This is a genomic window from Macrococcus hajekii (assembly GCF_004359505.1).
GTDB classification, from domain to species: Bacteria; Bacillota; Bacilli; order Staphylococcales; family Staphylococcaceae; genus Macrococcus; species Macrococcus hajekii.
Genome location: NZ_SCWE01000001.1, coordinates 262,585 through 276,920 on the forward strand (window position 1 = coordinate 262,585; position 14,336 = coordinate 276,920).

16 protein-coding genes and 1 tRNA gene are annotated in these 14,336 nt (G+C 41.8%); all 17 read left to right on the forward strand.

Going from position 1 to position 14,336, the window contains the following annotated elements; genetic code table 11:
* The first annotated feature begins 42 nt into the window (after positions 1–42).
* The 17 genes from ERX37_RS01430 (at position 43) to ERX37_RS01510 (ending at position 14,216) form a co-directional block, all read left to right on the forward strand.
* A complete protein-coding gene (locus tag ERX37_RS01430; protein WP_133428866.1) occupies positions 43–474 on the forward strand; it encodes a MarR family winged helix-turn-helix transcriptional regulator in 432 nt (143 codons plus the stop codon).
* On the forward strand, positions 471–1,280 hold the full coding sequence (gene racE / locus ERX37_RS01435) for a glutamate racemase (protein WP_133428867.1): 810 nt from the start codon (positions 471–473) through the stop codon (positions 1,278–1,280). The genes ERX37_RS01430 and racE overlap by 4 nt, the downstream gene beginning before the upstream one ends.
* Positions 1,277–1,855, forward strand: a complete 579-nt coding sequence (locus tag ERX37_RS01440; protein ID WP_133428868.1) for an XTP/dITP diphosphatase — start codon at positions 1,277–1,279, stop codon at positions 1,853–1,855. Before racE ends, ERX37_RS01440 begins: the two co-directional genes overlap by 4 nt.
* 5 nt (positions 1,856–1,860) lie before the next feature.
* Positions 1,861–2,343, forward strand: coding sequence for a YfcE family phosphodiesterase (locus ERX37_RS01445; protein WP_133428869.1), 483 nt, complete (start codon positions 1,861–1,863; stop codon positions 2,341–2,343).
* Between the two features lie 79 nt (positions 2,344–2,422).
* A tRNA-Arg gene (locus ERX37_RS01450) sits at positions 2,423–2,496 on the forward strand.
* Positions 2,497–2,599: 103 nt separating this feature from the next.
* The gene (locus tag ERX37_RS01455) at positions 2,600–3,220 is read left to right on the forward strand and encodes an NUDIX domain-containing protein (protein ID WP_133428870.1); all 621 of its coding nucleotides are present in this window, start codon (positions 2,600–2,602) and stop codon (positions 3,218–3,220) included.
* On the forward strand, positions 3,220–4,170 hold the full coding sequence (locus ERX37_RS01460) for a hypothetical protein (protein WP_133428871.1): 951 nt from the start codon (positions 3,220–3,222) through the stop codon (positions 4,168–4,170). Before ERX37_RS01455 ends, ERX37_RS01460 begins: the two co-directional genes overlap by 1 nt.
* A 74-nt stretch (positions 4,171–4,244) precedes the next feature.
* Positions 4,245–5,528, forward strand: coding sequence for a trigger factor (tig, locus tag ERX37_RS01465; protein WP_133428872.1), 1,284 nt, complete (start codon positions 4,245–4,247; stop codon positions 5,526–5,528).
* 121 nt (positions 5,529–5,649) lie between these two features.
* The gene (clpX, locus tag ERX37_RS01470; RefSeq protein WP_133428873.1) at positions 5,650–6,903 is read left to right on the forward strand and encodes an ATP-dependent Clp protease ATP-binding subunit ClpX; all 1,254 of its coding nucleotides are present in this window, start codon (positions 5,650–5,652) and stop codon (positions 6,901–6,903) included.
* A 53-nt stretch (positions 6,904–6,956) separates the two neighbouring features.
* Positions 6,957–7,544 (forward strand): ribosome biogenesis GTP-binding protein YihA/YsxC, encoded by a 588-nt coding sequence (gene yihA / locus ERX37_RS01475; protein ID WP_133428874.1) that lies wholly within the window; start codon positions 6,957–6,959, stop codon positions 7,542–7,544.
* A 72-nt stretch (positions 7,545–7,616) separates the two neighbouring features.
* Positions 7,617–8,948 carry a glutamyl-tRNA reductase gene (gene hemA, locus ERX37_RS01480; RefSeq protein WP_133429647.1) on the forward strand — a complete coding sequence of 444 codons (1,332 nt, stop codon included), beginning with the start codon at positions 7,617–7,619 and terminating at the stop codon, positions 8,946–8,948.
* 4 nt (positions 8,949–8,952) lie between these two features.
* Entirely contained in the window at positions 8,953–9,786 is an 834-nt protein-coding gene (gene ccsA, locus ERX37_RS01485; protein WP_133428875.1) for a cytochrome c biogenesis protein CcsA, read from the forward strand.
* 10 nt (positions 9,787–9,796) lie between these two features.
* Positions 9,797–10,726: a hydroxymethylbilane synthase gene (gene hemC, locus ERX37_RS01490; RefSeq protein WP_133428876.1), complete on the forward strand. Its 930-nt coding sequence runs from the start codon at positions 9,797–9,799 to the stop codon at positions 10,724–10,726.
* Position 10,727: 1 nt separating this feature from the next.
* Positions 10,728–11,411 (forward strand): uroporphyrinogen-III synthase, encoded by a 684-nt coding sequence (locus ERX37_RS01495; protein ID WP_133428877.1) that lies wholly within the window; start codon positions 10,728–10,730, stop codon positions 11,409–11,411.
* Complete coding sequence (gene hemB, locus ERX37_RS01500; protein WP_133428878.1) at positions 11,401–12,384, forward strand: porphobilinogen synthase; 984 nt, start codon at positions 11,401–11,403, stop codon at positions 12,382–12,384. The genes ERX37_RS01495 and hemB overlap by 11 nt, the downstream gene beginning before the upstream one ends.
* Entirely contained in the window at positions 12,381–13,658 is a 1,278-nt protein-coding gene (hemL, locus tag ERX37_RS01505; RefSeq protein WP_133428879.1) for a glutamate-1-semialdehyde 2,1-aminomutase, read from the forward strand. Before hemB ends, hemL begins: the two co-directional genes overlap by 4 nt.
* Positions 13,659–13,799: 141 nt before the next feature.
* Positions 13,800–14,216: a hypothetical protein gene (locus ERX37_RS01510; RefSeq protein ID WP_133428880.1), complete on the forward strand. Its 417-nt coding sequence runs from the start codon at positions 13,800–13,802 to the stop codon at positions 14,214–14,216.
* The last annotated feature ends 120 nt before the right edge of the window (positions 14,217–14,336 follow it).

Here is a 14,336-nt window from a genome sequence, read left to right on the forward strand (position 1 = left end):
TTTTTGATATGATAATAATGAATAGGAAGTGAGGAAGTCAGAATGAATAAAGAATTTATTATTCCACTTGAATATCAGTTGCGTAGAATCGCAGATTGTCTCAAGACATACGGAAGAAGACAGCTCCAGACTTACCAGCTGTCAAACACTCAGTTCATTGCTGTGCAGTGGATTTATGAACAGCCGCTGACAGTCGGTCAGCTGGCTGCCAATATGGGTATTGCTGTCTCTACTGCATCAGAGATGGTGGATCAGCTGATCAAAAAGGGATGTGTGCGCCGTGAAAAAGATAGTTCAGATAAGCGTAAAGTTAATCTCTACCCCGAGCAGAAGAGCATCGATATTATAAATGAAGTTATTTCTATGCGTCAGGCGTATCTTGATGAACTGATGGCTGATATACCTGAGGACGAGAAGAAACTGATGGCTGAAGTAGTGACTAAACTCTTCAATAAAATGGAGGGGACGGTATGAAAAGTATTGGTGTGATTGATTCAGGCATGGGCGGTCTGACCGTCGCCAAGGAAATTATGCGTCAGTTACCTAATGAGACCATCAGTTATTTAGGTGATGTAGCGCGCTGCCCGTACGGACCTAGAAGCGGAGCGGAAGTCAGACAGTTTACGATTGAAATGGCACAGTTTTTAATGAAGAAAGAGATTAAAATGCTGGTCATTGCCTGTAACACTGCAACAGCTGTTGCTTTGAAACCACTGCAGGAGATGCTGTCAATCCCGGTGATTGGCGTTATTGAACCCGGTGCCCGCACAGCACTGATGACGACAAGAAATCAACATGTGCTTGTCTTAGGGACTGAAGGTACAGTGAAATCAGATGCTTACCGGAAAACGATTCAGGCTATCAACCCGGAAGTCGATGTTAAAAGCGTTGCCTGTCCTCATTTTGTACCTCTTGTCGAGCAGATACGATACAAGGATCCGGTTGTCACTAATATCATTATTCATCAGACTTTAAAGGCATGGCGTAAGGAGTCAGCTGATACTGTGATTTTAGGATGTACGCACTATCCACTGCTTAAAAACTATATTGAGGATTACTTCAATCACCAGAAAACAGTTATTTCATCTGGACTTGAGACAGCACGTGAAGTGAGTGCGTTACTGACATTCAGCCAGGAGCATGCCCCTTATACGCAGCATAAAAATCACCAGTTCTATGTCAATGGAGATGCCGAGAAATTTACCCGTGTTGCACGGGAATGGCTGGAGGATCCAGAGCTGGTCGTCCAAACGATAAATTTACAGGAGGAATTATTATGAAAGATATTGTTATCGCAACAGGAAATAAAGGAAAGATTAATGATTTCAAACATATCTTCCCGGATTACAATGTCATCGGTATCACAAGTCTGCTGCCTGATTTTGATGTGGAGGAGACAGGTGATACTTTTGAAGACAATGCAGCATTGAAAGCTGAGGCAGCCAGTCATCTGCTGGGTAAGGCAGTTATTGCTGATGATTCAGGACTGGCAGTTGACGCACTGGACGGGGCACCCGGTATTTATTCGGCACGCTATGCTGGTGAGAATAAAGATGATGCTGCGAACATTGATTTACTGCTTAAAAATATGGCCGGACAACAGAACCGCTCAGCTCGCTTTGTCTGCGTCATTGCTCTCAGCGAGCCGGGTCAGGAAACGAAAACGTTCCGCGGGGAAGCTGAAGGTGTCATTGCAGAAGAACGCAGAGGAGAAAATGGGTTTGGTTATGATCCGGTTTTCTATCTACCTGAGCGCCAGCTGATGATGGCAGAACTAACAGCCGACGAGAAAGCTGAAATCAGTCATCGCAGAAAGGCGATAGATCAACTGAAAGAATATTTGAGCAAGGAGTGAAGAGCATGAAATGGGTGATTGTAAGCGATAATCATGGGATGGAGCATATATTGACTGATATTAAGGTGATTCATGAAGATGCAGACTATTTTATTCATTTAGGTGATTCTGAATTCAGTCCGGAGAATCTGGAACTGAAAGACTATATAACAGTTAAAGGGAACTGTGATTACAATGGTTTTGATAATGAGCGAGTGATTGAAGGCGAACTGAATGCTTTTATGACACATGGTCATCTCTATTCAGTTAATACCAGCCGGGAATCACTGTCAGCAGCGGCACGTGCGGCAGGCTGCGTCATTGCTTTATACGGACACACTCATATTCGCAGAGTAGAGGAAATAGACGGCGTTCTATGCATCAATCCAGGAAGTATTGCACAATCGAGAAGTGAAGAACGGGAAACCTATGCTGTATTATCGGATAAAGAACTATTGTTTTATGATCAAAATCACCGAATTTTTGCTAAAGAGCGCCTTAACGTGTAAAAATGCTGCAATAACATTAGAAAAGGTTGTTGACTTTCCAGTTCAAACTTGATTATAATTAATCTTGTCTTGAAATTGAGTCCTGGTAGCTCAGCTGGATAGAGCAACGGCCTTCTAAGCCGTCGGTCGGGGGTTCGAATCCCTCCCAGGACGCTAACAAAAGGAAATGTGAACATTCACATTTCCTTTTTTATTTGTCTGATGACACTATTTCGTTTAAACTTTAATTAACTACCTATAGATAAGGGGCAGAATAATGAACAAATATGATGAAGAAATTATTGTGGTTGACCGGGAAACAATCTTCAGCCATGAGAAAAATGCCTTTAATGGCTTCATTACAATAGAAGATCAGCGCGCACTTGAGATATTTGAAACACTTTCAAGATATGAAGTGAAGCGTCGAGGTGATATGGAAGAAGCACCTGCCTATAAACAGCTGATTTCATATTGTATCCTTGAAAATGAAGAAGATGAAGTGCTCGTCTATAAGCGTCTGACAGGCGGCGGTGAAGAACGTCTTCATGGTTTGAGCTCTATTGGTGTAGGCGGTCATATGAATCAGTCAGACCATGATGATATCGAACGCACACTGATTGAAAATGCACGTCGTGAACTTGCAGAAGAAGTCGGTTTAACGGATATACCGGACAGTGACCTTGAGCTAATCGGCTTTATTAATGATGATGGTGACGAAGTAGGCCGTGTACATATCGGTCTCGTTTTCAGAATCAAAGTAGAGCGAGAGAGTATACGCGCAGTTGAAACCGATACATTATCCATAGAGTGGATTGATAAAAATCGTCTGATGGATATACCAGCATATGAAACATGGAGTCGTCTCATTATAGAGTCGATTTACATGTCTGGACATTAATGTCTGATATCATCCCGTTTCCAGGCCTAGCAGCAGGCCTTAGCCGGCAGCTTGAGCACTTTGTGACTGAACAGGATTATGAGAGTGCTTACGAGACGCTTCTTGAGCTTGAACGCCATGCTGAGCTGTCAGAAAGACAGCAGCTGGTTAAACTCGATGTTCTGCACAAACTCGAATCTTATCTGGAACTGCGCGAAGAAGCGAGTATCATGCTGAATCAAGGTCATCCTAACTATGAAGAAACGGTCTATTACTTTTTACTCAGTCTCTATGAACTGACTCAATATCAGACAGTCATTGAGCTGATAGATGCTCTGCGAAACGAAGACATCAATCATCGGCTGAAAATGAAGCTGCTACCGCTTTATGATCAATCACGGCACCGTAAAAATGAACGAGAGAAAAATGCATCTTCTGAGATTGAGCGTTTCCTTGACTGGCCGGCTGACAGACAGCAGCAGTTCATACTGCAACTGATGAATGAGCACAACCTTATCTATGCATCTACTTTTGCTGAATTGCTGAAATCACCTCTTCATCCAGTCGTTCAGACGTTGCTCATACAATATATTCAGTTAACCGGTCAGCACGAAATTGTTACACTGCATAAACTTGAACAATCCATCAGTTTCAATATCGGTGAAGTGGCTGCCATTGATGAACAGCCTTTATTACATGACGTTATGCCTATCGTTATCGACTGGTTCGATAATAATATGCCTGACGTCACTGCCGCTGTGACAAGTTGGCTGAAGCATCAGGCCATGATCATTTATCCGCTCAGCTTTCATATCGGTATAGAGGAAATACCTGCTCAGAACGTTGCTGAATGCTATATTTATGCCGCTTTATCGATGTTCAGCATGGAAGAGATATATCCGATTGAAAAGAACGAAACACAGCAGCACGTCCTCGGCATGATTCACCGCTCAGTGAAATATGAACTTTAAGGTTCGGTATTGTTGAACAAGGGTAAGATTATGCTATAATAAATGAGTTGAAAAAAATCTGGAGGTTATGACACATGACAGCAAAATGGGAAAAACAAGAAGGGAACGTAGGCGTACTCACGGTTACAGTTCCAACTGAAGAAGTAAATGCAGGACTTGATAAAGCATTTAAAAAAGTAGTTAAACAAGTAAATGTACCTGGTTTCCGTAAAGGGAAAATGCCTCGTCCGTTATTCGAACAACGTTTCGGCGCAGAATCATTATATCAGGATGCACTTGACTTCATCTTACCGGATGCATATGCAAACGCTGTAGAAGAAGCAGGCATCAATCCTGTTGATCGCCCTGAAATCGATATCGAACAAATGGAAAAAGGTAAAGAGCTTATCTTCACAGCTAAAGTAACAGTTGAACCTGAAGTTAAACTTGGAGACTACAAAGGTCTTGAAGTAGAAGCACAGGAATCAGAATTATCTGATGACGAATTCCAAGGTGCATTAGATGCTGAACTTTCTCGTAAAGCTGAACTTTCAGTTAAAGAAGACGGTGAAGTAGCTGAAGGCGACGTTGTTAACTTAGACTTCGATGGCTATGTAAATGACGAGCAGTTTGAAGGCGGAAAAGCTGAAGGATACGACCTTGAAATTGGTTCAGGTCAATTCATTCCTGGTTTTGAAGAGCAGTTAGTAGGTACTAAAACAGGTGAAGAGAAAGACGTTAAAGTCACATTCCCTGAAGAATACCACGCTGAAGAATTAGCAGGTAAAGAAGCAGTATTCAAAGTGAAAATCAACGAAATTAAAACAAAAGAAGTACCTGAACTTGACGATGAGTTAGCTAAAGAACTTGATAACTCAGTTGAATCAGCAGATGCTTATAAAGAAAAATTCCGTAAAGATTTAGCAGAACAGAAAAAAGTTCAAGCTGAGAACGTGACTAAAGAATCACTGATCAACTTAGCGACTGATAACGCTGAAATCGACATTCCTCAGGCAATGGTTGACACAGAACTGGGTCGCATGATGCAGGAATTCGAACAACGTATCGCGCAACAAGGACTTAACTTAGATCTTTACTACCAGTTCTCAGGTCAGACTGAAGAACAATTAAAAGAAAGCATGTCAGCAGATGCAGAAAAACGTGTTAAAACAAACTTAACACTTGCTGCTATCGCAAAAGCTGAAAACATTGAAGTTTCAGATGCAGATGTAGACGCTGAGCTGACTAAGATGAGTGAACAGTTCGGTTTATCAGTAGATGATATCCGTGCCGCTTTAGGTAACGCTGAAGTCCTGAAAGATGACCTTCGCATCCAAAAAGCAATCGATGTATTAGTTTCAGAATCAAAAACGAAATAGGCTTCTGATTAATAGATAATTGAGAAGAGAATCTGCAGCAGACTGCAGATTCTCTTTCAGTTTAATCATTTGCATTAAACGAATGACTTTAGTATATTTTTCATAAGACAGGGGTGTAATTATGTTTAAATTTGACGAAGATGAAAGCAATTTAAAATGTTCTTTCTGTGGTAAAGATCAGGACCAAGTAAAGAAGCTGGTTGCAGGAAGCGGCGTTTATATATGTAATGAATGTATCGAGCTGTGCTCAGAAATCGTTGAAGAAGAGCTGCGCACGACAGATACTGAGGAACTGACTGAAGTTCCAAAACCTAAAGAAATGCTCGATCGTCTGGATGAGTATGTCATCGGACAGACGAAAGCGAAAAAAGCGCTTGCTGTAGCGGTTTACAATCACTATAAACGTATTGTTCAGCCGGCAGCAACTGACGAAGATGCTGTAGAGCTGCAGAAAAGTAATATCGCATTAATCGGTCCGACAGGTAGTGGTAAAACATTACTTGCACAGACACTTGCACGCTCACTCAATGTGCCATTTGCTATCGCAGATGCAACGAGTCTTACAGAAGCGGGTTATGTGGGTGAAGATGTTGAAAACATACTTCTCCGTCTGATTCAGGCAGCTGACTTCGATATAGAACGTGCCGAAAAAGGTATTATTTATGTTGATGAGATCGATAAGATTGCCCGTAAATCAGAGAATACATCTATCACACGAGATGTATCAGGTGAAGGTGTCCAGCAGGCTCTCCTTAAAATTCTTGAAGGAACAGTAGCGTCAGTACCGCCTCAAGGTGGACGTAAGCACCCTAATCAGGAATTTATTCAGATTGATACAACGAATATTCTTTTTATTCTCGGTGGTGCGTTTGACGGCATCGATGAAGTCATCAAGCGTCGCTTAGGTGAGAAAGTGATTGGCTTCACAGGCTCAAAAGAACGTGACTTTAATGAGGCCACTTTATTATCACAAATCAAACCAGAAGATTTACAGGCTTATGGTTTAATTCCAGAGTTTATTGGTCGTATCCCAGTAGTAGCGAATCTTGAGCAGTTGGATATAGATGCGCTGAAAAATATTCTGACAAAGCCGAAGAATGCGCTTGTCAAACAGTTCAAGAAAATGCTTGAGCTAGACGGTGTAGAACTTGAGTTTACAGACGAGGCACTTACTGCAATCAGTGAACTTGCCATCGAACGTAAGACAGGTGCCCGTGGTCTGCGCTCAATCATTGAAGAGAGCATGATGGATATTATGTTTGATATCCCATCTGAAGATAAAGTCAAAAAAGTAGTGATCACAGAAGAGACGATACGTGAATCTCATCAGCCGGAACTTTACGATGAGAACAGCAAACGCATTAAAACAGCTTAATGTATGAGCCTCATAGGTTTAGTCCTATGAGGCTTTTTTAAAGGAGGAGCACTATGAATATTAATCCCAATAATGTAGAAATTATTATCAGCGCAGTTAAACCGGAGCAGTATCCCGATACTGGTCTGAAGGAAGTGGCACTTGCCGGCCGCTCAAATGTCGGTAAATCATCATTCATCAACACCATGATTAAACGTAAGAGCATGGCCAGAATTTCATCTAAACCTGGTAAGACACAGACACTTAACTTTTTTAACATCGATGAGCAGCTTGTCTTCGTCGATGTACCAGGTTACGGGTATGCTAAAGTTTCAAAAACAGAACGTGCACGCTGGGGTAAAATGATTGAGACGTATATTACAACACGTGAAAATCTGGCAGTGGTCATCCAGCTTGTTGATATTCGCCACGAACCGACGCAGGATGATATCCTGATGTATGATTTCCTGAAACATTATGATATTCCGACGATTATTGTCGCAACAAAGGAAGATAAGATTCCTAAAGGTAAAATCCAGAAACATCTTAAAGTGATTCGTCAGACACTTGATATAGATAGTGATGATACATTGATCAGCTACTCCTCTTTATCTAAAGAAAAAAACCCGTTAATATGGAATGCAATTGCCTCATATTTGTAAACACATTTTATTACAGCCGGTTCGTTTAATGTTATAATAGGAGTAATGGCTATATTTTTGGGGGCGACAAATATGCATATTGTTGTAGTGAGTGTCAATCACAGAACAGCAGATGTCAGCTTAAGAGAACAGCTGACTTTTTCAGAAACAAATAATGAGAAGGCACTCTCAGCACTGATCAATCAGAAGTCAGTACTGGAGGGTGTCATTGTGTCGACCTGTAACCGTACTGAAATTTATGCGGTCGTTGATCAGGTCCATACAGGCCGTTATTACGTCAAGTCCTTCCTTGCAGACTGGTTTGATGTACCACTCGAAACAGTAAAAGGTGTGACGACTGTCAAAGTAGATGATGAAGCAGTTCGACACTTATACAAAGTGACTTCAGGGCTTGACTCCATCGTCTTAGGTGAAACGCAGATTCTCGGACAGATCCGGGATAGTTTCATGCATGCACAGAGCGAGGGCACGACAGGTACTATATTCAATAAATTATTTAAAGAAGCTATTACACTGGCAAAACGTGCACATTCAGAGACGGATATTTCATCAAAGGCAGTGTCTGTCTCTTATGCAGCAGTAGAACTATCGAAGAAAATACTCGGTTCATTGCAAGATAAACGTATTCTGATTATCGGTGCAGGCGAAATGGCGGAACTTGCGCTTGAAAACTTGGCAGGTAGTGGTGCTGAGGATATCACGGTGATGAACCGTACCGCTGAAAAAGCGCAGACGCTCGCAGATCGTTTCGGTGGGCGACATGTTCTGATGGAAGAACTACAGTGCGCACTCGTTGATCATGATATCGTTATTTCATCTACAAGTGCCCGAGATTATATCATCACAAAAGAGATGATGGAGCAGGTGATGAATATGCGTCCTGCACATCCGCTTGTACTGATAGATATCGCAGTGCCGCGTGATGTAGATCCAGCAGCAGGAGATATTGACTTTGTCTTTAATTATGATGTCGATGATTTAAAAGGTCTGGTTGATGCGAACCTAGCTGAGCGTGAGAAAGCGGCAGATAAAATCACGCTGATGATTGAACAGGCGATTGTTCAGTTTCTTGACTGGGTCAATATGCTGGGCGTAGTCCCTGTCATTACAGCACTGCGCGAAAAAGCGCTGCGCATCCAGGAGACAACAATGGAAAGTATCGACCGTAAAATACCGGATTTATCTGAGCGTGACCGAAAAGTCATCTCTAAGCATATGAAGAGTATTATCAATCAAATGCTGAAAGATCCGATTCACCAGGCGAAAGAACTGAGTGGTAGTCCGAACAGAGCTGAAGAACTTCAGTTCTTCCAGGATATTTTCAATATTTCTAATGAAGTGGAGACATTGAAATTAACGGACGACAGACCGATGCAAGGACAGCTTGAACCAAGAAATGGGTGAGTAGATGTCTGAATTACTGACAGTCCGCATTAACGAGGCAATACTTTTCATTTATATGTTAAGTATTGCCTGTTATTTCTTAGACTTTATCGATAAGAACAATCGCATTAAGAAAATAGGATTTATGATTCTGATTGTCGTACTCATTCTTCAGACGGCGATGATCGCACAGTTTTATTTTACAGCAGGCAGATTTCCTGTTCAGACGGTAACAGAAGGTTTTTATTTCTTTACGTGGCTGATCATCATCACTTCGATTGTTATGTCTCAGATCGCTAGAATGGAATTTCTGGCTTTTATGATGAATTTAATTGGTTTTATCTTTATGGCGATTCATACATTTCAGCCGGTTGAATACCAGTCGCACACGACAGTATCACATATGATGAATGAGCTCCTGATGGTCCATGTGACGCTCGCAATCACAGCTTATGTGGCCTTTTTAATTGCTGCTATACAGGCAATGCTCTACTTATATCAGATGCGTAATCTAAAAAAGAAGAAGTTCACCCAGAAATTTTTCCGTATGAGTGATCTTGCTTCAATCAGCCGCTCCGTCAGTCATTTTACGATGACCGGTTTTGTATTATTGTTCATTTCACTGGTGTTAGGTGTCCAGTGGGGCCTAATTCTAATCGGACCTTCCATCTGGTGGGATAGTAAGGTGATTGGCTCTGCACTGATTCTATTGATTTACGGAATCTATCTCTTTTTATATGCTCAACAAACAAGAAAAATGAATACGTTGATGGAAATCAATATCATCTTTTTCCTGCTCTGCATGATTAATTATTTAATCATCAGCAGATACTCAGAGTTCCATCAGCTGATCAATTAGGAGGATTATTATGACGAAGATTATTGTCGGGACTAGAAGAAGTCAGCTTGCACTTACACAAAGCAAACAGTTTACTGATTCTTTGCAGGCGAAGTTTCCAGATCTTGAGATTGAATTCAAGGAAATCGTAACAAAAGGTGACCAGATTGTTGATGTTCAGCTTTCAAAAGTAGGCGGAAAAGGTCTGTTCGTTAAAGAGATTGAACAGGCACTACTGAATAAAGAGATCGATATCGCTATTCATTCTCTTAAAGATGTTCCAAGTGTTCTGCCTGAAGGGCTGATTCTTGGCTGTATCCCTGACCGCGAAGATCCGCGCGATGCTTTCATTTCGAATAATCACGTTAAACTGAAGGATTTACCTGAGGGCAGTGTAGTTGGTACAAGTTCATTAAGACGAGGTGCGCAACTACTGAACCGTTATCCACATCTGAATATAGAATGGATACGCGGTAATATCGATACGCGTCTTAAAAAGTTAGATAACGAAGCCTATGATGCGATTATTCTCGCTGCAGCCGGTTTGAAGAGAATGGGCTGGAGTGATGATACAGTTACTGAGTATCTGGATGATACGGATATGCTACCTGCTATCGGTCAAGGTGCACTCGGCATTGAATGTCGTGCAGATAATAAAGAGGTGCTTGATATTCTGCAAGCAGTCCACAATGAAGATGTGGCTCGTTGTACAGCTGTGGAACGTGAGTTTCTGAAACGTATGGATGGTAGCTGCCAAGTCCCTATTGCGGGACATGCCGTGATTGATAAAGGTGAAATATACTTCCGCGGCCTCATTATGTCACCTGACGGCAGACAGCGCTATGCCAGTGAAATCAGAGGCACTGAGCCAGAAACAATCGGTGCGGAGGCTGCGCGTGAAATGCAGGAGAACGGTGCACAGGAGATTATAGAAACGCTTAACACAGAAGGAAGTCGATGAAATGAAGCCGGTTGTAGTGATGACAGATAGTGAGAAGACACAGACAGACGAAGTTGAGATTGTCCATATACCCTTGATTGGTATTGAGATGCTCCCCGTTAAAAGTGACTATCTGCATCGTCACTATGACTGGCTTATTTTTACGAGCAAAAATGCTGTTAAACTCTTCTTTAAAGTGTATCCCACTATCACATATGATAAAGTGGCAGCAATCGGCAGTAAGACGGCTGAAGTATTAAATGACTATGGTATTATAATCGACTATATGCCGACTGAATTCAATCAGGAGAAGTTTATTGCTGAAGCGGCTGGACGATTTAAGGGCAGCCGCTGCTGTCTGCCGGTCAGTCAGAAAGCGCGATCGCTTATGTATGACCATCTCGCTGCACAAGGAGAAGTGGATCGGATAGACCTTTATAGACCGATTGCTTCTCGGTCGGCAGCAGACCTTATAAATGCTATGATAGAAGAGGAAAAAGTAGATGTACTGACCTTTATGAGCCCGTCAGCTGTCAAAGCCTATTATTCACACTATAATCCTGTGCGTATACCTGTCATCGCTGTAGGGCCAGTGACAAGGGATGCATTGTTACGCGTTCAACAGACTTGTGTGACACCAGACGGGGCAACGAAGGAACAGATGATTAAAAAAATATTGGAAATGAGGGAACATAATGAATTTTGATCGACACAGACGTTTAAGAAGTTCAGCTGCTATGCGTAATTTGGTGAGAGAAACATCCATCGCGAAGAAAGACTTGATCTATCCGATTTTTGTCATTGAAAAAGATGACATTAAAAATGAGATTTCATCAATGCCAGGCATCTATCAGTTGAGTCTGAACAAACTGCAGGAGGAACTGAAAGAAGCTTATGAAGCGGGTATTCGTGCTGTTATGTTTTTTGGGATTCCAAACGAAAAGGATGAATGCGGAACAGGGGCATTCATTGATGATGGGATTATCCAGCGTGCAACACGTCTATCCAAAGAATTATATCCTGACATGCTAGTATTAGCAGATACTTGCCTCTGTGAATATACTGATCATGGTCACTGTGGTCTGCTCGACGATCATGGTCACGTACTGAATGATGAGACATTGCCTCTGCTTGTTAAAACGGCTGTCTCTCAGGCAAAAGCGGGCGCAGATATCATTGCACCCAGCAATATGATGGACGGTTTTGTACAGGCGATTCGCAGCGGCCTGGATGAAGCCGGATTCCATAACATACCGATTATGAGTTATGGCATTAAATATGCATCAGCGTTCTATGGTCCTTTCCGTGATGCTGCTGAGAGTACGCCAGGACAAGGTGACCGAAAAGGTTATCAGATGGATCCTGCCAATCGTCTTGAAGCGATGCGTGAACTTGAAAGTGACCTTGCTGAAGGCTGTGATATGATGATTGTCAAACCAGCGCTCAGCTACCTTGATATCATCCGCGATGTACGTAACAACTCTAATGTGCCTGTTGTGGCCTATAATGTCAGCGGAGAGTATGCGATGACTAAGGCGGCTGCTCTGAATGGCTGGATTGACGAAGAACGTGTGGTCATGGAGCAGATGATTTCAATGAAACGTGCCGGCGCAGATATGATTATCACTTATTTTGCAAAAGATATCTGTAACTACTTAGATAAAGGAGCTTACTCATGAATCGGTCAGAACAAGCATTTCAGGAAGCAGTCAAGGTGATGCCAGGTGGAGTCAACAGCCCGGTCCGTGCCTTTAAAAGTGTTGATATGGATCCTATTTTTATGGAAAAAGGTAAAGGTTCTAAAATCTACGATATTGATGGCAATGAATATATCGACTACGTTCTAAGCTGGGGTCCTTTAATTCTTGGACATGCTGATGATAAAGTGACAGAAGAGCTGAATAAAGCAATTGTTAAAGGGACAAGTTTCGGAGCACCGACTGAACTGGAAACAAAGATGGCAGAACTGGTGATTGACCGTGTTCCTTCAATTGAGATGGTCCGCATGGTTTCAAGTGGTACAGAAGCTACACTCGCTGCTTTACGACTAGCTCGAGGCTTCACAGGTAAAAATAAAATATTGAAATTCATCGGTTGTTACCACGGTCACAGTGACAGTCTGCTGATTAAAGCGGGTTCAGGTGTAGCGACTTTAGGTCTGCCGGATTCACCAGGGGTACCGAAAGGCACTGCAGAGAATACAATTACAGTTCACTATAATGACTTAGAATCTGTTAAAACTGCATTCGAAAAATTTGGTGATGATATTGCGGCTATTATTGTTGAACCTGTTGCAGGTAACATGGGTGTTGTACCTCCTGCTGAAGGTTTCCTTGAAGGGCTGCGTGCCATCACAACGGAATATGATGCGCTGCTGATCTTTGATGAAGTCATGACGGGCTTCCGTGTCGGCTATAACTGTGCACAAGGTTATTTCAATGTTACACCTGATTTAACATGTCTAGGTAAAGTGATCGGTGGGGGACTGCCAGTCGGTGCATTCGGCGGCCGTAAGGACATTATGGAACGAGTAGCACCCGCTGGCGATATTTATCAGGCAGGTACGCTCAGCGGTAATCCTCTTGCCATGACAGGCGGATATTATACGCTTAGCCAATTGACGCCTGAGCATTACGACTACTTTACACAGCTTGGCGATCAGCTGGAAGCAGGATTGAAAGAAGTATTTGAAGAACATGGTGTGCCGATCACAATAAATCGTGCCGGCAGCATGATTGGTTTCTTCCTGAATGCTGAAGAAGTTACGAATTTTGAGATCGCTTCTAAATCTGATTTGAAATTATTTGGAGCCATGTATAAAGAGATGGCAAAGAACGGTGTCTTCCTTCCACCTTCACAATTCGAGGGAATGTTCCTCTCTACCCAGCATACAAAAGAAGATATTGTAAAAACTTTAGAAGCTTTTGATAAGTCCTTAAAAGCGGTCAAATAAGGCTTTTTAGCTATAAAAGCATAAAAAATCTCTAAAAAAATCATTTTTTTAAAAAAAAATGTTTATTCTTCTGCATACAGGCAATATTATTCATGTAAATAAAATTTACAAAAAATAAAACCCAAGTGGAGGTAATACAGAATGGCTAACAATAACAACAAGAACGACAAAGATGTAATCTACAATTCAGAACGTGACCGTCACGTTACTCACACTGCAGATAACACTAACCGTGTTGCTGGAGATCGTGTAAAAGAAACAACAACTACACGTGAAACTCGCCACGTGGCTCACGAAGAACCTAAAAAGAAAAGCCCATGGCCATGGTTAATTCCATTATTGTTACTTCTTTTAGCTATCCCATTCTTAATGAACATGTGTAACAACGAAGAAAAAGATACTAAAGAAGAAACTACAACTGAAGAAACAACTACTGAAAAAGCAACTACAGAAGAAGCTACAACTGAAGAAGTAACTACAGAAGCAGCGACAACTGAAGAAGCAAACGCTGGTGGTTTTGATTTAGCTTCAATCGTTAACTTTGATTTAGCTGCATAATAGCAGTTTGAACCGTGAACTTATGTTCACGGTTTTTTTTATGCAGTGATTTAAAAAGAAGAGCCAGTCTCTAGAGAGACTGACTTTAAAATTAAAATAATAAATTAAGTAATAATGTTA